Origin of the sequence: Pectobacterium cacticida, from assembly GCF_036885195.1 — a bacterium.
GTDB lineage: Bacteria > Pseudomonadota > Gammaproteobacteria > Enterobacterales > Enterobacteriaceae > Pectobacterium > Pectobacterium cacticida.
Map to the genome: position 1 here is coordinate 2,266,106 of NZ_CP133656.1, position 20,039 is coordinate 2,286,144.

16 protein-coding genes and 1 pseudogene are annotated in these 20,039 nt (G+C 52.9%); 10 read left to right on the top strand and 7 right to left on the bottom strand.

Going from position 1 to position 20,039, the window contains the following annotated elements; genetic code table 11:
* Window positions 1-124: 124 nt before the first annotated feature.
* Window positions 125-709: a ribosomal protein S5-alanine N-acetyltransferase gene (rimJ, locus tag RFN81_RS10480; protein WP_264495793.1), complete on the bottom strand. Its 585-nt coding sequence runs from the start codon at window positions 707-709 to the stop codon at window positions 125-127.
* Between the two features lie 314 nt (window positions 710-1,023).
* Here rimJ and mdtH point away from each other — a divergent pair, with 314 nt between their 5' ends.
* Entirely contained in the window at window positions 1,024-2,229 is a 1,206-nt protein-coding gene (gene mdtH, locus RFN81_RS10485; RefSeq protein ID WP_264495794.1) for a multidrug efflux MFS transporter MdtH, read from the top strand.
* Between the two features lie 216 nt (window positions 2,230-2,445).
* Entirely contained in the window at window positions 2,446-3,012 is a 567-nt protein-coding gene (locus RFN81_RS10490; protein ID WP_264495795.1) for a lipoprotein, read from the top strand.
* Between the two features lie 54 nt (window positions 3,013-3,066).
* On the opposite strand, the gene RFN81_RS10495 is transcribed toward RFN81_RS10490, so the two are convergent.
* Both RFN81_RS10495 and RFN81_RS10500 read right to left on the bottom strand, forming a co-directional pair.
* Window positions 3,067-3,648: a TorD/DmsD family molecular chaperone gene (locus RFN81_RS10495; RefSeq protein WP_264495796.1), complete on the bottom strand. Its 582-nt coding sequence runs from the start codon at window positions 3,646-3,648 to the stop codon at window positions 3,067-3,069.
* Between the two features lie 28 nt (window positions 3,649-3,676).
* Window positions 3,677-4,414 carry a phosphatase gene (locus RFN81_RS10500; protein WP_264495797.1) on the bottom strand — a complete coding sequence of 246 codons (738 nt, stop codon included), beginning with the start codon at window positions 4,412-4,414 and terminating at the stop codon, window positions 3,677-3,679.
* A 375-nt stretch (window positions 4,415-4,789) separates the two neighbouring features.
* Between RFN81_RS10500 and RFN81_RS10505 the strand changes: the two genes are divergently transcribed.
* The 8 genes and pseudogenes from RFN81_RS10505 to RFN81_RS10540 all read left to right on the top strand — a co-directional run bounded on the left by RFN81_RS10505 (window position 4,790) and on the right by RFN81_RS10540 (window position 14,545).
* On the top strand, window positions 4,790-5,584 hold the full coding sequence (locus tag RFN81_RS10505; protein WP_264495798.1) for an IclR family transcriptional regulator: 795 nt from the start codon (window positions 4,790-4,792) through the stop codon (window positions 5,582-5,584).
* 5 nt (window positions 5,585-5,589) lie between these two features.
* The gene (locus RFN81_RS10510; RefSeq protein ID WP_264495799.1) at window positions 5,590-6,342 is read left to right on the top strand and encodes a transporter substrate-binding domain-containing protein; all 753 of its coding nucleotides are present in this window, start codon (window positions 5,590-5,592) and stop codon (window positions 6,340-6,342) included.
* Window positions 6,343-6,380: 38 nt separating this feature from the next.
* Window positions 6,381-7,052, top strand: coding sequence for an amino acid ABC transporter permease (locus RFN81_RS10515; RefSeq protein WP_264495800.1), 672 nt, complete (start codon window positions 6,381-6,383; stop codon window positions 7,050-7,052).
* The gene (locus RFN81_RS10520) at window positions 7,052-7,828 is read left to right on the top strand and encodes an amino acid ABC transporter ATP-binding protein (RefSeq protein ID WP_264495801.1); all 777 of its coding nucleotides are present in this window, start codon (window positions 7,052-7,054) and stop codon (window positions 7,826-7,828) included. Before RFN81_RS10515 ends, RFN81_RS10520 begins: the two co-directional genes overlap by 1 nt.
* A gap of 31 nt (window positions 7,829-7,859) precedes the next feature.
* Window positions 7,860-9,238 (top strand): annotated as a pseudogene (locus RFN81_RS10525) (formimidoylglutamate deiminase).
* 3 nt (window positions 9,239-9,241) lie between these two features.
* A complete protein-coding gene (hutG, locus tag RFN81_RS10530) occupies window positions 9,242-10,039 on the top strand; it encodes an N-formylglutamate deformylase (protein ID WP_264495803.1) in 798 nt (265 codons plus the stop codon).
* Window positions 10,040-10,422: 383 nt separating this feature from the next.
* Window positions 10,423-13,947 carry a pyruvate:ferredoxin (flavodoxin) oxidoreductase gene (gene nifJ / locus RFN81_RS10535; protein ID WP_264495804.1) on the top strand — a complete coding sequence of 1,175 codons (3,525 nt, stop codon included), beginning with the start codon at window positions 10,423-10,425 and terminating at the stop codon, window positions 13,945-13,947.
* Window positions 13,948-14,011: 64 nt separating this feature from the next.
* The gene (locus RFN81_RS10540) at window positions 14,012-14,545 is read left to right on the top strand and encodes a flavodoxin (protein ID WP_264495805.1); all 534 of its coding nucleotides are present in this window, start codon (window positions 14,012-14,014) and stop codon (window positions 14,543-14,545) included.
* Window positions 14,546-14,681: 136 nt separating this feature from the next.
* Here RFN81_RS10540 and RFN81_RS10545 read toward each other — a convergent pair whose 3' ends face one another.
* The 4 genes from RFN81_RS10545 to nifL form a co-directional block, all read right to left on the bottom strand.
* On the bottom strand, window positions 14,682-15,197 hold the full coding sequence (locus tag RFN81_RS10545; RefSeq protein WP_264495806.1) for a nitrogen fixation protein NifQ: 516 nt from the start codon (window positions 15,195-15,197) through the stop codon (window positions 14,682-14,684).
* On the bottom strand, window positions 15,197-16,591 hold the full coding sequence (gene nifB, locus RFN81_RS10550; protein ID WP_264495807.1) for a nitrogenase cofactor biosynthesis protein NifB: 1,395 nt from the start codon (window positions 16,589-16,591) through the stop codon (window positions 15,197-15,199). Before nifB ends, RFN81_RS10545 begins: the two co-directional genes overlap by 1 nt.
* Before the next feature lie 194 nt (window positions 16,592-16,785).
* Window positions 16,786-18,342 (bottom strand): nif-specific transcriptional activator NifA, encoded by a 1,557-nt coding sequence (nifA, locus tag RFN81_RS10555; RefSeq protein WP_264495808.1) that lies wholly within the window; start codon window positions 18,340-18,342, stop codon window positions 16,786-16,788.
* Window positions 18,339-19,826, bottom strand: coding sequence for a nitrogen fixation negative regulator NifL (gene nifL, locus RFN81_RS10560; protein WP_264495809.1), 1,488 nt, complete (start codon window positions 19,824-19,826; stop codon window positions 18,339-18,341). Before nifL ends, nifA begins: the two co-directional genes overlap by 4 nt.
* Between the last annotated feature and the right edge of the window lie 213 nt (window positions 19,827-20,039).

Consider the following 20,039-nt stretch of genomic DNA (forward strand, 5'->3'; position numbering starts at 1 on the left):
AACAATTCAGGCGCAATTATTGACCCATTGGGCCATCCTGATAGCGAGGTGCGACTAGTCTACGCATTGCGCGTATAATTGCCACCGGACATTGCCATAACCATCGAACTTTTCGGCCTTTTCCTTAGCGTGGAGACTTCCATTCCGCATACGTCAATGCCGTTAATACATGGTCCTGCCACTTACCATCAATAAGTAGATAATTCTTCGCATACCCCTCGCGCTCAAACCCCAGACGCGCTAATAGATTCCCGCTGCGCTGATTGTGCGGCATATAGTTAGCCATGATGCGATGCATCCGTTGTTGGCGCTGCATATAACGTATTGCTGGCTGTAACGCTTCATACATCAGCCCTTGTCCCTGCCATTTTTGGCCCAGCGAATAGCCCAGATAGCATGCGTAAAACGATCCGCGCAGCACATTGCTGAAATTAGCCACGCCGTACACCTCATTTTCATTCGGATCTAGCAGGAGAAAATAGAAGGCGCTGCCCTGTTTATGCATATCATTAATGACGCTCAACCGCGCCTGCCAGCCAGAAGGATAACAGTGGCTGGCATCCCTCACCGGTTCCCAGGGTTTGAGGAAATCACGGTTTTCAGAATAGTATTCTGCCAAACGCCACGCATCGCGCTCATGGGCCAGGCGTACCACCAGCCTCTCAGTTGTCAATTGCACTCTTGTCGGCGTTGAACGATAGCCAAACATGCTTTCCCCTGCCTCGCGTGTTATCGATAAGTAAAATTCATCGCCACTAACCATGTGGCTATTGCACAAAAGCAGAAAATATCGGTATTCCCGCCAATCCTTACTATAACCACATTAATTCGGTGACGTAAAACCCATGCTGCCGAGTTATTGCGCAGTCGCTTCTGAAATGCCTGAGTTTTTCGTCAATATGTCGATCGAATATCATTAAGACGATAAAAAAATATTATCCCCCAATGGGCTATACCAATCTCGAATTAGGGTACAAAATAGCCGCGTCTATTATTTTCCTCTTCTCTTCATTGTGGTGAAACATGCCTCTGATGTCGCAAGCTCGGAGCTTGGGTAAATATTTTTTATTGCTCGATAATATGTTGGTCGTTTTGGGATTCTTCGTTGTCTTTCCCCTTATTTCCATTCGTTTTGTTGACGATCTCGGCTGGGCCGCATTATTAGTCGGCATTGCATTGGGATTACGCCAGCTTATTCAGCAAGGTCTCGGTATTTTCGGCGGAGCGATTGCCGATCGTTTCGGCGCCAAACCCATGATTATTATTGGCATGCTGCTACGCGCTTCCGGTTTTGTCTTCATGGCAATCGCCGATGAACCGTGGTTGTTGTGGCTGTCTTGCGCATTATCCGGCCTTGGTGGCACGCTATTCGATCCGCCACGGACCGCGCTGGTTATCAAGTTAGTTCGCCCACAGGAACGTGGTCGCTTTTATTCCCTGTTAATGATGCAGGACAACGCCGGCGCCGTGATTGGCGCCCTCATCGGCAGTTGGCTACTTCAGTACGATTTTAAGGTGGTTTGCTGGGCCGGCGCCGTCATTTTCGTGATGGTCGCCATGTTGAATGCCTGGCTGCTGCCAGCCTATCGTATCTCGACCATCAAAACGCCAATAGTGGAAGGTCTGACACGCGTCATTCGCGACCGTCGTTTCCTCATGTATGTGTTAACGCTAACCGGCTACTACATGCTGGCGGTTCAGGTGCTCCTGATGTTACCCATTATGGTCAATGAGCTTGCCGGGACGCCGTCGGCGGTGAAATGGATGTATGCCATTGAAGCCACACTATCACTTACGCTGTTGTACCCTATCGCCCGCTGGAGTGAAAAACGCTTCCGCCTGGAGCAGCGTCTGATGGCGGGACTTTTCATTATGTCTCTCAGCATGTTCCCTATCGGGATGGCAACCGACCTGCAAACCTTACTCATGCTTATTTGCCTGTTCTATGTGGGGTCGATTATCGCTGAACCCGCGCGCGAAACGTTGAGTGCATCGCTGGCAGATGCCAGAGCCAGAGGCAGCTATATGGGCTTTAGCCGACTTGGACTTGCGCTCGGCGGGGCAATAGGCTATAGCGGCGGCGGTTGGCTATTTGATACCGGGCATACGTTGAATCAGCCCCAACTCCCGTGGTTTATGCTAGGTACTATTGGGTTCCTGACGTTAGCCGCGCTGTACTGGCAATTCAATCAACGCCGCATTGAACCTGCCATGCTCGGTGGGCATTAGTCCGCGGGTGTCCTATACAGCCCACTTCGTTGGCAAAGCCATCCGCCGATTTCAGTGCTATCCTACGCAGCCCGGCCTATCCCCCCAACGGCTGATAGGCTAAAGGTGGGTGTCTAGAGCCCATCATAGATCGCCGTGCGCATAAACTTCGTTTAAAGCGTGATTTCACTGAAATGGAGATCGCGCACCATTTAGTAGGCTCAAGAGGTCAGAGTAATGAGAAAATTAGGATGGATGACGGCGACTGCCGTGCTGCTCGCATTTACCCTTAGCGGCTGTAATAAACTGACTCAACTCACGCTCAGTGAGCAGGAAATCAATGAGTACCTGCAAAAACATAATGATTACCAGAAACAGCTTGGTGTGCCGGGTGTCGTTGATGCGCATATCGTTTTGAGCGATCTCTCTAGCCAGATTGGTCGCGCAGAACCGGGAAAAGTGACGCTGACAGGCAAAGCAAACGTCGATATCTCCTCGCTGTTGGGAAATCAGACGGCACAGATGACGCTAACGCTAAAAGCTCAGCCCGTGTTTGATCACTCGCAGGGAGCCATCTACCTCAAAGAAATGGAACTCGTGGATTATCACGTACAGCCGGAAAAAATGCAGGCGGTGATGAAAACCTTAAGCCCCTACCTTAATCAATCGCTTAAAAGCTATTTTGACCAAAAACCAGCATACGTTCTGGACGCGGAAAAAAGTATGGCGCAATCGCTGGTTAAGAAGGTAGCAAAGGGCATCGACGTCAAGCCCGGCCAGATCGTTATTCTGTTTACGGACTAAGATCCCTTCGCCGATAGCGGGTGACCTCGGCGAATACGAGCGTCACCTCCGCCCTTATTTTAGCGCTTCGGGTTCGTTTTCTTCACGGTATTCAGCCAACTCCTCCCGCATAGCCTCCAGAGCCTCACGGCACATTATCGCTAGCGTACGATAAAATACGCTGGTGGCGTGACTTTCTACTTTCCCGAGAAAGCGGTCGCTCCAGGGTAAGAGATAGCGTTCAAACAGCGTTATTTGAGCGGCAGATTCATCATCTTGTGACTGGTCTTCCAGCCATGAAGCCGCAAGCAACAAGCGACCGAAATGATCGACAGCGCCCTCATTATTATTTAGCGGCATACCGCGCTGCTGTAAAAAGAGGCGAATTTCCGCGTCATCGGCATCCGTCTCATACGCCGAACGCCAGGGTGAAACCGAACCCGTTTGGCTATCAAACAGCGCCTGATAATCAGCCGCCATTGCCGCCATATCTATCCCCTTGCGTAACCGCGCGAGCAAGGCTTCTTGCTCCAACGGCCATTGCTGCGCCAGTTTTCCTTCCTTGATCAACGCAAACAGCGGCATCAGCAGCGGATCCTGCGGCTGACGATAAAACAGTGTCCCTAATATGCGGCATAAAACGGAAAATTCGTTCATTCATAACCCTATTGATTATTTAACAGCATTACAACCCGGCAAATTCTGCGATAGGTGGCATTCCGCGCATTTCAAGAAACGCCAACACACGACGAGGGCTGACATTTAATATGCGATCTTGCGGAAAATTAACTTCCTGTAAAATACGTTCGCAGTGGCTGAAATCCCCCAGAGAGAAGGCGATATGAGAATCAGAGCCTAAGGAAAGCACCCCGCCCGCATCACGGACCGCCTCGGCAACCGCACGACAGTTGGGTTCGCTGCCAACACGGGAATGCATAAAAGAAGAGTTATTCAATTCCAGCGCCACATTGTATTTTGCTGCCGCCTCAGCAACCGCACGGATATCGATGGGAAACTTGGGGTTACCGGGATGGCTAATGATATGCACGTCGCCGCGTGCCATGGTCGCAATCATCGCCGCAGTATGTGTCTCTTTGTCCTGCGGTGGAAAAACCGGTTCATGAAACCCCGCGATAATCACATCCATTTGTTCCAGCATGGGGCCGGTGCAGTCAATATCGCCGGCAATATTTTTAATATTGGCTTCAATACCGCGCAGGATACCCACACCCTCGACCACACGCGGCCATACCCGCATATTCATAAAGTGCCAGTAATGGGGCGCATCAGCCATATCCGGGCCGTGATCGGTAATAGCAAACAGGCGAATGTTCTTCTGCTGGGCTTCAGCAATGTAATCATGCAAAGTGCTGTACGCATGGGTACTGGCAACGGTGTGCATATGCAGATCGACGGGGTACATAGGTTCTCCTGAGGCAACATTTACGCCCCAGCATACCATTTTCAGGGGTATTCCGCAGTGGGCAAGCCGCCTTGTAACCTATAATTAACATGGTGGGACCAGCACCGTGTATTTTTATCCGCTTTTTGTTCCTTCCCCTCCTGAAATGCGCGCACAAAATCAGTGCACATCATGCACTTTGATGCAGCCCAGCGCTCCCCAATGGTTCAAACGCTCACCGAAATGAATGAGCATAGGGGTTTTTTTGCCCCTAAATGGTCAATTTATTGTTTGTTTTTAAAAACATTCCCACATCACGGGAAATGAATTCCTAAAAGATGGCACGCTTGCTGCTTTAGTCATGATATCTACAAATCACCAAGCAGGGTTTGCGCGTTGAAGAACTTCACTATCGCAGCGGAATCAGAAGAGACGGTCGCGACGTCGGAGCGTGTATTAATGCTTTTACGGCTGATCGCCGGATCGAATCGGCCGCTTAGCGCGAATGAATTAATGGCTACCTCCGGGTTAACCAAAAGCACCCTCTACCGTCTTCTGGCCTCTCTACGCCGCTGGGGGTTCGTTCTCGAAACGGAAAAACTGTACGCGCCGGGGCCAGCCTGCTTACAGCTATCGATTAATTTCGATACGGTAAATTTGCTGGCGCAGCATGCCCAGCAAGCGATGCAGACATTATGTGAGGAAACCCAGGAAACGGTCGCCGTCAGCGTGGCGATGCAAAATGAGGCTATCTGCATCAGCATGCTGGAACCGCGGCAGGCACTACGCTGCTCCTTTGAAAAGGGACGTAGCCTGCCTCTGCACCGCGGGGCCACCGCAAAATGCCTGCTAGCCCATTTGCCATCCTCACATCGTCAGGCTGTACTGACGACGGCCTGGCCGGATGGCTTTACACGCGCCGAGCGTCTGAACGAATTAGAGCATATCGTGCGGCAGGGTTATGCCGTTAGCGACAGCGAGGTCGATGAAGGCGTGTGGGGGGTCAGCGTTCCGCTTCTAACCCATGAGAAACGATTGCTTGGCGTACTCAGCCTGATGGCGCCGTCCTTACGCGCCGCCCATCGTCAGGCGTCCTTGATTCAGGCCACCCGTTTGGCCGCAGACCAGATTACTCACCGTTTCATTCAGGCGGAACACCCCTTTATTTTTAATACTAACCAGAGAGCGTGAGCACCATGACAATCATAAAACACACCATGAAAAATATCGTCGTTGCGATGAGCCTGTGCGGTTTCTCCGCAATGAGCCTCGCGGCAGGCACGCCAATTAAAGCGGTCACTGATGCCACGTTTCCGCCAATGGAATATATGGAAAACCAAAAGATGACCGGCTTTGATATTGAGCTGACGGAAGCCATCGCCAAAAAACTGGATCGCCCCATCGAATGGACTAATGTCGATTTCAAAGGGTTAATTCCCAGCCTTACCTCTGGTCGCGCGGATATTGCCATCTCTGCAATTTACATCACGCCGGAGCGCCAGCAGGTGGTTAATTTTACCGTGCCGTATCTGGCTGGCGGTTTAGTGGTGATGGTGAAAGAAGGAAATAACAGCATCCAGAAAGCAGACGATTTAAACGGTAAAAAGGTCAGCGTACAGACTGGAACCAAATCCGTGGGGTGGCTGAAAACCCACATGCCAGCGGTGCAGACGGTGGAGGTTGAGAAAAACCAGCAGATGTACAACCTGGTCAGTATTGGGCGTGTTGATGCGGCCGTCACCGGTAAGCCCGCCGCCTATCAATACGCCAGAACGCGCGGTGGCATGAAGATCCTCCCTACCCCGCTAACCAGCGAAGAATACGGCATCGCCGTGCGCAAGGACGAGACCGCCTTAGTCGGCGAAATCAATACGGCGCTGGAACAGCTTAAGGCCGACGGCAGCTACCAGCAACTGCTCGATAAGTGGTTTCCTGCCCAGACAAAGTAAACATCCACGCGTAGTCGCACAGAATAACAGGAAGAAGAATGAGCCTTGACCTTAACTTTGCCCCCGTGTTTGCCAGTAGCGATACGTTATTGGCAGGCACGCTGGTCACCATCGAAGTAACGCTATGCGCGTTGCTGTTAAGTTGCCTGCTGGGTTTGATTATTGGCGTCGCGCGAATCAACCCGCAGCGAAAATTTATTTATGGACTGGCCAGCACCTATGTGGCGATTATTCGCGGAACGCCATTACTGGTTCAACTTTTTATCTGGTATTACGGCCTACCGCGTTTAGGCATTCTTTTACCTTCCTTTTTTTGCGGCGTTATTGGGCTTGGGCTTTATTCCGCCGCCTATATTTCAGAGATCGTGCGCGGCGCGATATTGTCTGTGGATCGCGGACAAACCGAGGCGGCCCGTTCGTTGGGAATGTCGGCAAAGCAGGCGATGCGCAAAATCATTTTGCCTCAGGCATTGGTAAGAATGCTCCCTCCACTGGGTAATGAATTCATCGCGCTAATTAAAAACTCAGCGCTTGTTTCCCTTATTACGATTCACGACGTAATGCAGCAGGGGAATACGATTATTAGCAACACCTACCGCGACCTCGAAACGTATCTCGTTATTGCGGTGATCTACTTCATCCTGACGGGATTTACCGTCATTACGCTGCGCCATTTTGAAAAACGTCATCATCAAAGAGGGGTTCAATAATGCTAGCGACGGAGGCAACGACTTCACCGCAAATCTCTATTCGCGGTTTAAAGAAAAGCTATGGCGATCATGTTGTGCTGGACGGCATTGATTTCGACGTTATGCCGGGGCAGGTTATCGTGATTATTGGCCCCAGCGGATCGGGCAAGAGCACATTCTTACGCTGCTGCAACGGACTTGAGCTTCCGGAAAGCGGCGATATTACGCTGTGTGGCCGCCCGCTGATCAGTAAGGGGAAACCGCTGCCGGAGAAACAGCTTAATGAATTACGCAAAGATGTCGGCATGGTTTTTCAATCGTTTAACCTGTTTCCCCATCTCTCGGTACTCGACAATCTCTGCGTTGCGCCAGTTATGTTGCGCAATAAGGATAAAGCCACGGCGCGACGCCATGCCTTAGCCCTGTTGGAAAAAGTCGGGTTAGCCATGAAAGCGGATGCCATGCCGGGCAATTTATCCGGCGGACAAAAGCAACGCGTCGCCATCAGCCGGGCGCTGGCAATGTCGCCTTCAGTGATGCTTTTCGATGAACCCACGTCGGCCCTTGACCCGGAACTGGTTGGCGAAGTTCTCAATGTGATGAAAATGCTGGCGCGCGAAGGTATGACGATGATGGTTGTGACCCACGAAATGGGCTTTGCGCGTGAAATGGCCGATGTCGTAGTCGTGATGGATGGCGGCGGCATTGTGGAATCCGGGCCACCGGAACACATTTTCAATACGCCACAACATGAGCGCACGCAGAAGTTCCTTAATGCGGTGCTGACGCGTCAATAACGCGACATCAATATTCAGACAGAAGATGACTATGACTAATAAATCGCTTTTCGCGCGCCACGCTTGGCTTACACAAGGATGGCATCAGAATGTCCTTATTCATTGGGATGAGCGCGGAATGATCACGCAAATCGTCCAGGATGCCCCTCTGCCAACAGGAGTTGAGATAGCGGAATGGCTGATCCCGGGGATGCCCAATCTGCACTCTCATGCTTTCCAGCATGTTTTCGCCGGGTTAACCGAGTATCGCCAGCACCCATCCGACAGTTTTTGGAGCTGGCGTAAGCTGATGTACGCCTTTGCGCAACAAATCACTCCGTCGCAGCTCTACGTTATCGCGACTCACCTTTATCAGGAGATGCTGAGCGCGGGCTATACCTCCGTATGCGAATTTCATTACGTTCATCATCAGCCCAACGGACACCCCTACCCCAACGCTATCGCGATGAGCGAGGCGCTCCTGCGCGCGGCACAAAATAGTGGCATAGGCATGACGTTGCTGCCCGTACTGTATCAAACCAGTGGGTTCGGCAATAAGCCAGCGGAACCACATCAGCGCCGCTTTACGCATGATGCCGAAGCATTTCTACAGACCTGGCGGCAACTCTATCCTCTGTGCCAAGCTGCGGGAGCGACGTTGGGTATCGCTCCCCACTCGTTACGCGCGGTCAATCCTGACGATTTACGCCGAGTACTTAGCCATATTCATCAGAGCGATCCTCTGGCTCCCGTGCATATTCATGTGGCGGAACAGACTAAAGAAGTCGACGACTGCCTGGCATGGTGCGGTAAGCGACCAGTTGCATGGTTATTGGATAATTTCGCCGTTGACGAACGCTGGTGTTTAATTCACGCAACGCATATGGATGCTGATGAGTATCGCCGCGCGGCCGCCTCCGGCGCGGTGATTGGGCTATGCCCCACCACCGAAGCCAATCTTGGCGATGGTATCTTTGACTTTACGCGCTGGCAGGCGCATGCAGGCCGCTGGGGAATTGGCTCTGACAGTCATATCGCCGTCAATGCGGCAGAGGAACTGCTGCAATTGGAATACTCACAACGTCTGCTACGCCGCGAGCGCAACGTTTGTTGTGATGAACAGCAACCAGACGTTGCCAGCTATCTCTATCGTCAAGCGCTGACGGGGGCGCGCAAGCCTCTGGCAGGCCGATTGCCGGCATTCAGTTGCACCAGCAGGCAGATTTTATCGAACTGGACGCCAACCATCCACTCCTCGCCGGGCGAAAACCGGAAAGCGCACTGGCGGTACACCTATTCGCCAGTTCCCGACGTTCGGCGATCCGTCGCGTCTGGACCGCCGGTATAGAACGCGCCTCAACGCCATGTCACTCACCACAGGCGCTCACCGCCGTTCGCCAGGAAATTCTTGCAACCTTGCCACAGGAATAACGTATGTCTCAGCCTATTGACTACCTTTTTCAACGCGGCAACACGCCGCTATTCATCACCATGCCGCATGTGGGGACGGCAATCCCCGATGATATCGCGCAAACGATGACGCCCGAAGCGCTCACCGTGCCCGATACCGATTGGCATATTGAAAAACTCTACGCATTTGCGACAGCCCTTGGCGCATCAGTACTTCAGGCCAACTGGTCGCGTTATGTTGTCGATTTGAACCGCCCGCCGGATGACGCGTCGCTGTATCCTGGGCAAGCCACCACTAGCCTGTGTCCGGTAACGCGCTTTGACGGCGGCGCAATCTATCGCGCCGGGTGCGAACCTGATGCGCAGCAGATCGCCTACCGTCGCCGCCGTTACTGGCAACCGTGGCACGATAAGGTACAGCAAACCCTGAACGAACTGCGCCAACAGTTTCCCGTGGTCGTATTATGGGATGCACATTCAATCCGCTCTGTTTTGCCACAGTTTTTCGAGGGTAAATTACCTGACTTTAATATTGGTACTAACGATGGCGTCAGTTGTTCGCCTGATTTACAAGCACGTATCGCAACCGTGGCCAGAAAAAGTACCTCATTGACATCCGTTGAAAATGGCCGATATCGGGGAGGGTACATTACCCGCCATTATGCCGCGCCGGCACAGGGGGTTCACGCCCTGCAAATGGAGTTGGCTCAAAGCGCCTACATGGATGAAAATCCGCCGTGGGAGTGGCGCGCAGAGCAAGCGCAAGCATTACAGGGGATTCTGGAAGAGATGCTGCAAAACGCACTGGCGTTTACCCGTTAGAAAATAGAAAAAGCAATCAGACCCTCCAACATTAACAGGATCTGATTGCAACTTTTCATCTTGCGCGCATTAACGCGAAAACAACGAGCGCTAATAACCGAACGTTTCCATAACAGGCGGTTAATAAACTCGCGCGCTACTCGCCGAACAAACATCCTGTTTGTCAGCCGCGCAGACTCCATTTCCGGTGAATAATGTTAGCGTAACGACAAGTGGCTAACAAATGTGTGCTGAAACCGTCAATGGCGACAACCCTGCCTGACACGCAATCGCAACTACGCGCAGTAAATCAAAGCGTTGACCAAAATCTTCAGCTTGGCATGCCCCATGCTTACCTCTTTACCAAATCTTGAATTGAGCAACATCGAGTTGGAGAGAGAATCATGCCGAAAAAAATGAAGACCATGGACGGAAATACGGCGGCGGCCTATGTGTCTTATGCCTTCACGGACGTTACCGCGATTTATCCTATTACACCTTCGACTCCGATGGCAGAAAGTGTTGATGAATGGGCCGCACAGGGTAAAAAAAACCTGTTCGGTCAGACGGTGAAAATCATCGAGATGCAGTCCGAGTCCGGTGCCGCCGGGGCAATACACGGCGCCTTGCAGGCTGGCGCTCTGGCGACCACTTATACCGCTTCGCAAGGGTTATTATTAATGACGCCGAACCTGTACAAAATTGCGGGTGAATTGTTGCCCGCTGTTTTTCATGTCAGCGCGCGTGCTCTGGCAACCAATTCGTTGAATATCTTTGGTGACCATCAGGACGTCATGGCTGTTCGCCAGACCGGTTGCGCCATGCTGGTAGAAAGCAGCGTCCAGGAGGTGATGGATCTTGCCGCAGTGGCACATCTGACTGCCATAAAAGGGCGTATCCCGTTTATCAATTTCTTTGATGGTTTCCGTACGTCTCACGAAATCCAGAAAATCGAAGTGCTCGATTATGAAGATTTGGGCGCGTTGCTGGACCGGGAAGCCGTGGCGCGTTTTCGCCAGAATGCCTTACATCCGGACCATCCGGTTATCCGGGGTACGGCACAAAACCCGGATATTTATTTCCAGGAGCGTGAGGCATCAAATAAATTCTACATGGCTCTGCCGGAAATGGTGGAGTCATACATGGAGAAAATCAGCGCCCTTACCGGTCGTGAGTATCATCTGTTCAACTATTACGGTGCGCCGGATGCTGTGCGGATGATTATTGCTATGGGATCGGTATGCGAAACCATTCAGGAAACGGTGGATTATCTCAATGCCTGCGGCGAAAAGGTCGGCGTGCTGACCGTCCACCTTTATCGGCCTTTTTCTTTATCGCATTTTTTCAAATATATTCCGAAGAGTGTCAGCAACATTGCCGTTCTCGATCGGACAAAAGAACCCGGTTCACTGGCTGAACCGCTGTATCTCGATGTGAAGAGTGCGTTCTATAACAGCGACTGGCGTCCGGTCATTGTCGGCGGCCGCTATGCGTTGGGCGGCAAAGATATTCTACCTTCCCACATTATGTCCGTCTTCAATAACCTAGCGTCTGAACGTCCGCGCGATGGTTTTACGGTGGGGATCAACGACGATGTCACCTTCACCTCATTGCCCCCCTCAGACCGTAGCCTTGATACATCATCTAACGGAACGACTGCCTGCAAATTCTGGGGACTGGGTTCAGACGGGACGGTCGGGGCGAATAAAAGCGCCATCAAAATTATCGGCGACAACACCGACATGTTCGCGCAGGCCTACTTCGCTTATGACTCTAAAAAGTCCGGTGGCGTCACGATGTCGCATCTGCGTTTCGGTCATAGCCCGATCAAATCCCCGTATTTAATCGATAAAGCGGATTTTATTTCGTGCTCACAACAATCCTACGTTCACAAATATCACCTGCTGGCAGGGCTGAAACCGGGTGGAACCTTCCTGCTCAACTGTAGCTGGGATGTCGCGGAGCTAGACGAAAAACTGCCTGTTGCCATGAAGCGCTATATAGCCGCAAACAATATCCAGTTTTATATCGTCAATGCCATCGGGATCGCCCAGAAACTGGGGCTGGGCGGGCGCTTTAATATGATCATGCAATCGGCTTTCTTCAAACTGGCAGACATCATTCCTCCGGCTCAGGCCGTGGAATACCTGAAACAGAGCATTGAGCATACATACGGTAATAAAGGCCAGAAGGTGGTCGATATGAATAATCTGGCGGTGGACAGCGGTTTTGAGTCTGTGTTGCAGGTCAATGTTCCGGTGGCGTGGAACCACCTGGAGGACAATGTTGTATCGTCTAAATCATTACCTGCATTTATCAAAGATATTCTGATCCCGATGAATAGGCAGGAAGGCGATTCGTTACCCGTCAGCACGTTTACCGGCATCGAGGATGGCACCTTTCCGTCCGGCACGGCGGCCTATGAAAAACGCGGTGTGGCAATTAATGTGCCCGTGTGGCAGCCGGATAAATGTACCCAATGTAACCAATGTGCCTTTATCTGCCCTCACGCGGCTATCCGCCCTGTATTGATTTCTGAAGAAGAAAAACAAAATGCACCGGCAGGGTTCAGCGCCATACTGGCCAGCGGAGCAGAAGATGCCTGGTATCGCCTCGCCATTTCTCCACTCGATTGCTCTGGTTGTGGTAACTGCGCCGATGTCTGCCCGGTCAAAGGCAAGGCGCTGGCCATGCAATCGCTGGAATCTCAGGAGCATGAAATTGATCTGTGGGACCATGCGCTCACCCTGACACCCAAAGCCAATCCGCAAAATAAATTCACCGTGAAAGGAAGCCAGTTTGAACAACCCCTGCTGGAGTTCTCCGGCGCCTGCGGGGGATGTGGTGAAACGCCTTACGCCAAGCTAGTGACTCAGTTATTTGGCGACAGAATGATGATTGCCAATGCCACCGGTTGCTCATCTATCTGGGGCGCAAGCGCACCCTCTATTCCTTATACCACTAATCACAAAGGGCATGGACCAACCTGGGCCAACTCACTTTTTGAAGATAACGCCGAGTTTGGTCTTGGCATGCTGCTGGGCGTGGATGCGCTTCGTGATGCCCTCGCCACACAGGTTAAGGCCGCGCTCAATCATGACTCGGAAGCACCACTGGACGCTGAACTGGCAGACTGCCTGAGTGACTGGCTGGCCAATAAAGATCGGGGTGAAGGGACCCGAGAACGGGCAGAAAAAGTGGTGGCGCTTCTGGCTTCTCAAGTGCCGGGAAAAAATCCATATATAGACAATATCTATGCCCATCGTGATTATTTGGCGAAACGTTCTCACTGGATTTTTGGTGGTGACGGCTGGGCCTATGACATCGGTTTCGGAGGGCTGGATCATGTGCTGGCATCGGGTAAGGATATCAACGTTCTGGTATTTGATACCGAGGTCTATTCCAACACGGGCGGCCAGTCGTCTAAATCGACGCCCGCGGCCGCCATTGCGCAATTTGCGGCCAATGGCAAGAAAACCCGAAAGAAAGATCTGGGCATGATGGCGATGAGTTACGGCTACGTGTATGTCGCACAAATCGCTATGGGAGCCGACAGAAATCAGACGATACGGGCGATTGCTGAAGCCGAAGCCTATCCAGGACCTTCCCTCATTATTGCTTATGCAGCCTGTATCAATCACGGTTTGCGTATTGGTATGGGACGCAGTCAGCATGAAGCCAGACGCGCTGTCGAGGCGGGATATTGGGCAAATTACCGCTATCACCCGCAACGGAAAGATGCAGGTAAAAATCCGTTCATCCTCGATTCTGATGAGCCAGAAGAGGATTTCCAGGAATTTCTGGCGGGCGAAGTTCGCTACTCGTCATTGAAAAAGCTGTATCCGGAATTTGCCGAGTCTTTGTTTAAAAAGACGGAAGACGATGCTCGTGAACGACGTGAAGGTTATAAAAAACTCGCGTCATCCTGAGCGAAAACGACGCGTTGTCTTAGTCCACTCTTTTAACAGGCGTTTGATATATCAGGAGATAATTATGGCTACCATCGGTATTTTTTTTGGATCTGATACAGGGCAAACAAGAAAAGTTGCAAAACTTATCTACCAGAAATTGGACGGCATTGCCGACGCGCCTCTGGATGTCCGGCGTGCAACCCGTGAACAGTTTTTATCCTACCCGGTATTGCTGCTGGGTACGCCAACGCTGGGCGATGGCGAGTTGCCAGGCGTGGATACCGGCTGTCAGTATAACTCCTGGCTGGAGTTCATCAGCACGCTGTCCGAAGCCGATCTGACTGGTAAAACAGTGGCCTTATTCGGGCTGGGCGATCAGCTTAATTATTCCAAAAATTTTGTGAGTGCAATGCGGATCCTCTATGACCTCGCCATTTCGCGTGGTGCCCGCATTGTAGGTCAGTGGCCACGTGAAGGTTATAAATTCTCGTTCTCCGCCGCACTGCTGGAAAACAATGAATTTGTCGGCCTGCCACTGGATCAGGAAAATCAGTATGATCTGACCGAGGAGCGCATTGACGCGTGGTTGGGGGTGCTCAAACAGGCTGTGCTCTGACCCTCCGGTGATGGCACCTCCGCTAAAAAGACAAAACCAGCCGTCTGGCTGGTTTTGTTCTATCGACAGGAGTCGATTTTTTGCTCACTCGCTCTGGTCATTGCGGGTGAAATACGCAGAACCCGAGGCGCTACGCCTATTCTTCCGGCGCAAAGCAGGTGTTCCATTCACAGCATTCGTTACAGCTTGGCGAGCGACAGACGATTTCGCCCAGCGACCCAATACATTGTTGGCGATAGAAGAACTTTTTCCAACGCATGTTCTGATGATTAAGCCTGACCAGTTCAGGAAAGCAATCAGCCATCAGATCGCGCAGTTCAGCGCGGGAATCCAGCCCAAGATCCTGCCACAGATGATCAAACCCCATCGAGGCCGTGGCGATCAGTGCATGCATCGGTGCGGCCTCCGGCACCTGTGACTGTGAGAGCCAGCGCGCCAGTTGTTCACGTTCCCGGGTTCGGGTCTGTTGCAGCAGCCCGAGCAGTTTTTGCTGCTCGAGTTGCCATGTGGACAGCATCGGCGCGGTGTGTCCGGTATATTGCAACAAGGCCTGCCAGGCGGCATCATCCAGCCCCATCTGCGGCGGGAAATGCGAGCGTCCAGCGAGATGCAATGACACCAACCGGCGCAACCACCCTTGCGCGCCGTTCATCACGCCACCCCGCGAATGCTGATTTCCCCCCGGGCTAGCTTTCGTTGCTGCCACCATTGCGCCAACACGGTGTCAACCGACTGCCAGGCGCCATCCACCTGCGGTTCGATGCCAGCCGCTTCCAGCCGTTTCCAGGGCGTCAGGCCTATGCGCGCGCAGAATACCGCTTTAACATCCGCCAGCAATGCCAGCAAGGCATCCATATTTTCCGTGGCATCTTGCGGCTCGCAGTCATCCGGCGAACGGCAATAGCGGGGCGTAAAACGCTGCCCGACCTGCATCACGCCCGCCGCCGACAGACTGTACAGCGTAAAACGATCGGCGTGACCGAAGTGCTGATCGACAGCCTGCCCTTGCGACGTTGCCACCGCCACCAGACAGGCGTCCGCTTCTTCGGATTCGCCCTGCGATACAATACTTGCGTGAAGCTGTGCACGCTGATGCAACACCGGTAAGTAAGGCGGCGGATTAACCGGCACGGAGGCCAGCGGGAAAGCCGCATTGCGATCTTCACCCAGCATGCCGATGGCATCTGCGCGGCACTGATGGCAGTGCATCATCTGCGGCATCGAAATACCGCAGGCTTTTCGCACCGAGGCCACCATGTCGGCGTCCGGTTCCGGCTGCCCGTTCAGCCCGAATACGGTCCCGTGTTCGGGACGAGAAATCAGCGGCATAATGTTATGTAAAAACGCGCCCCATTCGCTCGCCTGCTGGCTAACCGCCTGCATATGCCGGTCATTAATCCCTGGGATCAGCACTGAGTTGATTTTCACCAGCACGCCTTTTTCAATCAGCTTTCTGATGCCCTCAGCCTGACGTTCAATCAGCAGGTCTGCCGCCATCCGCCCGGTATATCGTTCGCCTTCATACCACAACCAGGCATAGATTTTTTCGGCCACGGCCGGATCCAGCGCATTCATCGTCACCGTGACATGATCCACACCGATATCCACCAGTCGGTCCACCACATCCGGCAGCATCAGGCCATTGGTAGAAAGACACAGTTTGAGATCCGGCAGTTGCTGGCGCAGCAGTTCGAGCGTCTGGAACGTGCGACCGATATTAGCCAGCGGATCGCCTGGCCCTGCGATGCCGACCACGGAAAGTTGCGGGATCGCCGCTGCCACCTGACGGGCTTTGGCCACCGCCTGTTCGGGAAGCAACAATTCCGACACGACGCCAGGACGTGATTCATTACTGCAATCGTATTTCCGATTACAGTAATGGCATTGCAGATTACAGGCTGGGGCAACGGCCAGATGCATTCTGGCAAAGCGATGATGTCCGCTGACGGAATAACACGGGTGCTGCGCCGCTTTACGAGCCAGTTGTTTATTAACACGGTGCTGGCCTTGTCCGGCGCAACCCGCAGAGGAGGGACAGGATGTCATAGCGGTAAACCTTAATCAGCAGAAGGTTCTGCATATTTGCAAAGAACATACCGTTGATGAAGACAGTAAAAAACGTGATTTATTAACATCTTATATCGGGAATGCGCAGGGGTTATTTGTCAGATTTATGGCGTTGTGCCGACATTGTTTCAAAAGCAACAAGGTCGGCACGTCGCCATGACAGGAAGACCAGATCAGATGCGGTGCATGTTGATGTCCATAATTTGAATGCGGTAGGCAATCTGGCGCGGCGTCATACCCAGTAATCTGGCCGCTTTAGCTTGCACCCAACCGGTTTTTTCCAATGCCGCAATCACCCGCTGACGTTCGTCGAGATCCTGATCCAGCCAGCTTTCGTCTGCCGCCACAGGCGGTCTGGGTTTGGCGGACAGCGCCGGGGATTCGTGGTGATTGAACAGGATCACGTCGCGGTCGATCAGCCCCTCATCGGTCATTACCGAGGCCCGTTCAAGGCAGTTTTCCAGTTCACGCACATTGCCCGGCCAGCTGTAGGTCATCAGCAGACGCACCGCGCCGTCGCTGATGCGCAGATCCCGCCCCTGACGCAGCGCAATCTTTTTGACCAGAAACGGCGCCAGCTCGGCGATATCGTCCAGACGTTCACGCAACGCCGGCAACGAAACCGGCATCACATTCAGGCGATAATACAGATCCTCGCGAAAATTCCCGGCACGCACTTCCTCCTCAAGATTACGATTAGTGGCGGCAATAATGCGCACATCCACTTTCAGCGTGGTGTCGCCCCCGACCCGTTCCATTTCACCTTCCTGCAAAATACGCAACAGCTTAGCCTGAAACGATGCGCTCGATTCGCCGATTTCATCAAGAAATAACGTGCCGCCGTCCGCCAGTTCAAAGCGCCCTTTGCGGGTGCGGATAGCGCCGGTGAAGGCCCCTTTTTCATGGCCGAACAGTTCGCTTTCCAGCAGGTTATCCGGCAGCGCGGCGCAGTTGAATTTCACAAACGGCGCGGCCGCGCGTGGCGAGTTGTAATGAATAGCGTTGGCGATAAGTTCCTTGCCTGTGCCGCTTTCGCCCCGGACCAATACCGTGGTATCCCACTTGGAAACCTGACGTAAAATGTCCATGGTCTGGCGCATCGCCTGGCTTTTACCGACCATCTGATCGAAACCAAACTGGCGCGGAGCACTGCAACGCACTGGCGTCTGGGCAGGTAACGATTCCGGTGGCGTAGCGAAACGCAATGGCTGGCTAATGAGATTCGCCACCATTTCCAAGAAACGCGTACTGGCCGTCAGCCGGTCTTCGTGCAACGCCATCGGCTGTGCCACCAGCACACCCGCAGGTAGATTATCCGCACCGGGAATCGGCACCCCAATCAGTGGCAGGCTGTAATCATAAATATTCAGGCGATCGAGAAAACGCTGATCGTCTGAGATACGCGGTAAGACCAGCGACTGACGCTGACTCATCACCGCGCCGATCACGCCTTCCCCCATGCGGTAACGGACATGGCGGGTCTCTTTTTTCCTTTCGCCGTCGATGCCGTGCAGGGACTCCACAAAGAGCGCATTGCGTTCTTTATCAAACAGACACACCATGCCGTATTGCATAAAAGCATGATCGTGCAGCACTTCGAGGATCGCCGCCAGCGCGCGCCCGGTATTGCTTTCCTGACTCAGCGCCACGCTAATGCGATAAAGCGCCGTAAACTGAGCAGATAGGTCAAAACGCCTGATAACCGGGTCCGCAGTAGGTAACTGAGTCATTGTAAACCTCCGGTGATAGCCTGCTGTAACGGTAGACGTAGCGTCAGCGAGGTGCAGCCATCGGGGCGGGCCGAGAGATCTAACGCGCCCCGATGATGAGCGATCAGCGTCTGGATAAGGCGCAGTTCCATACCATTCCCCGGACGGGAAAATGTCGCCTCCGGGCGGGCATAACGCACCAACTTACGCGGCACGTTATCGGTAATGTCAAAACACAGCCAGCCTTCATCCTGCCTGGCCACAATGCTCATTGACAGCATCAGTGACGGCATGGCCTGCGCTTGTGACAGTGTGTGATCAATCCATAAGCTCAGCGCGGTGAGGATTTGCGTTCGTTGCCCGAAAGCTTGCAAATCAGACGGCGTCGCAACGGCGCGCAATTCGCCGTCACTGAGAAAATGGCTGTCGTATAACGCACTCAGATCGTCAAAGAATTCACTGACCGACCATTCGGCTTGCGGCTCAAAATCCAACGATGGACGGCAGGCTTGCAACCTATTCACTGCCTGCTCACCTTCACGCCAGGCATATTCCAGCGCCATATTATTGCCTTCTTCGCCGTTAAGACGGCGCGCCGCCGCCAGCATATTGATAGGCCCGTTAAGCTGGATCAATGCCGCATCGAGCGATTCGCGGATAGCCGCCAGTAATTTTCCATTGGTGAGTTTTTGCTTGAGACGGTCAAGATAACCCTGCGACTGACGGTGATGCTGATCGGTGCAGTCGGTCAGCACAATCAGCTTCCCCGGCGCGGTAATGCTGGTAAAGAAGCGGCTGGCCTCTTCATTGACGCCCTGCAATGCCCACTGACCGAAAGAAAACCAGCGTACGTTGCCGCGCATCGGAACCGGCACCAACTCACCACTGTTCAGCTCCTCTTTGCGTTGCGGGTAGCCCATTTCGGCCAACAGTTCTTTACCTCCACAGTCAGCACACAAGGTTTTATAGGCCAGATTGTCCATTACCACGTTGTCTTGCTCATCCACCACCACCACGGCGGCGGGAATATTATTCAGCACTTCCGTTATTAAGGTGATGTGATTGCGTAACCGCTGTTCCAGCGCATATTTTTCGCTGATATCTTTGTGCATGCCGAGGTAATGCTCCACCTGCCCGTCGGCGTCTAAAATGGGGGTAATAGTGACATCCGCCAGATACAGCGATCGGTTATTGCGCCGGTTGATTAACTGGCCGCTCCAGGATTTGCCTTGCAATAACGTACGCCACATGTCGTCATAGATAGCTTTTGGCGTCTGTTGGCTGGCCAGCAGGCGGTGGTTTTCGCCCATCAGCGTCTCAAGGGCAAATCCCGTCAGGCGACAAAATGCCGGATTGGCATAGCAAATGCGCGCCTGCGGATCGGTCAGCGAAATCGCCACCGACGATTGTTCAACCACGGTATAAAACAGTGAAGGATGTTGCAGCGACAAGCGACTGGCGATATTCCCCTCAGGAAATGATGCTGATAACGCCGTTATGCTCATGTCTTTCTCTCCTTTATTGCACTATGCCGGAATCCAAATCACATCTACATTCACCCGAAATAACCGTGCAATTTGCAGGCCTTTCGCGGATTCATCTGAACAAAAGTTGATCTGAACAGGGTATTTTGAGGTTTAAGACGCAACGTTAATCGTTTTTTGTCGCAAAGCAGGCTGACAGCGGCGCAGCGCCAGGCCAGACAAAGGGGCCATCTG

Excerpts from the sequence above, each read along its gene's own strand:
- rimJ (WP_264495793.1), bottom strand. The coding sequence starts at position 709 with ATGTTTGGCTATCGTTCAACGCCGACAAGAGTGCAATTGACAACTGAG.
- mdtH (WP_264495794.1), top strand. The coding sequence starts at position 1,024 with ATGCCTCTGATGTCGCAAGCTCGGAGCTTGGGTAAATATTTTTTATTG.
- RFN81_RS10490 (WP_264495795.1), top strand. The coding sequence starts at position 2,446 with ATGAGAAAATTAGGATGGATGACGGCGACTGCCGTGCTGCTCGCATTT.
- RFN81_RS10495 (WP_264495796.1), bottom strand. The coding sequence starts at position 3,648 with ATGAACGAATTTTCCGTTTTATGCCGCATATTAGGGACACTGTTTTAT.
- RFN81_RS10500 (WP_264495797.1), bottom strand. The coding sequence starts at position 4,414 with ATGTACCCCGTCGATCTGCATATGCACACCGTTGCCAGTACCCATGCG.
- RFN81_RS10510 (WP_264495799.1), top strand. The coding sequence starts at position 5,590 with ATGACAATCATAAAACACACCATGAAAAATATCGTCGTTGCGATGAGC.
- RFN81_RS10515 (WP_264495800.1), top strand. The coding sequence starts at position 6,381 with ATGAGCCTTGACCTTAACTTTGCCCCCGTGTTTGCCAGTAGCGATACG.
- RFN81_RS10520 (WP_264495801.1), top strand. The coding sequence starts at position 7,052 with ATGCTAGCGACGGAGGCAACGACTTCACCGCAAATCTCTATTCGCGGT.
- hutG (WP_264495803.1), top strand. The coding sequence starts at position 9,242 with ATGTCTCAGCCTATTGACTACCTTTTTCAACGCGGCAACACGCCGCTA.
- nifJ (WP_264495804.1), top strand. The coding sequence starts at position 10,423 with ATGCCGAAAAAAATGAAGACCATGGACGGAAATACGGCGGCGGCCTAT.
- RFN81_RS10540 (WP_264495805.1), top strand. The coding sequence starts at position 14,012 with ATGGCTACCATCGGTATTTTTTTTGGATCTGATACAGGGCAAACAAGA.
- RFN81_RS10545 (WP_264495806.1), bottom strand. The coding sequence starts at position 15,197 with ATGAACGGCGCGCAAGGGTGGTTGCGCCGGTTGGTGTCATTGCATCTC.
- nifB (WP_264495807.1), bottom strand. The coding sequence starts at position 16,591 with ATGACATCCTGTCCCTCCTCTGCGGGTTGCGCCGGACAAGGCCAGCAC.
- nifA (WP_264495808.1), bottom strand. The coding sequence starts at position 18,342 with ATGACTCAGTTACCTACTGCGGACCCGGTTATCAGGCGTTTTGACCTA.
- nifL (WP_264495809.1), bottom strand. The coding sequence starts at position 19,826 with ATGAGCATAACGGCGTTATCAGCATCATTTCCTGAGGGGAATATCGCC.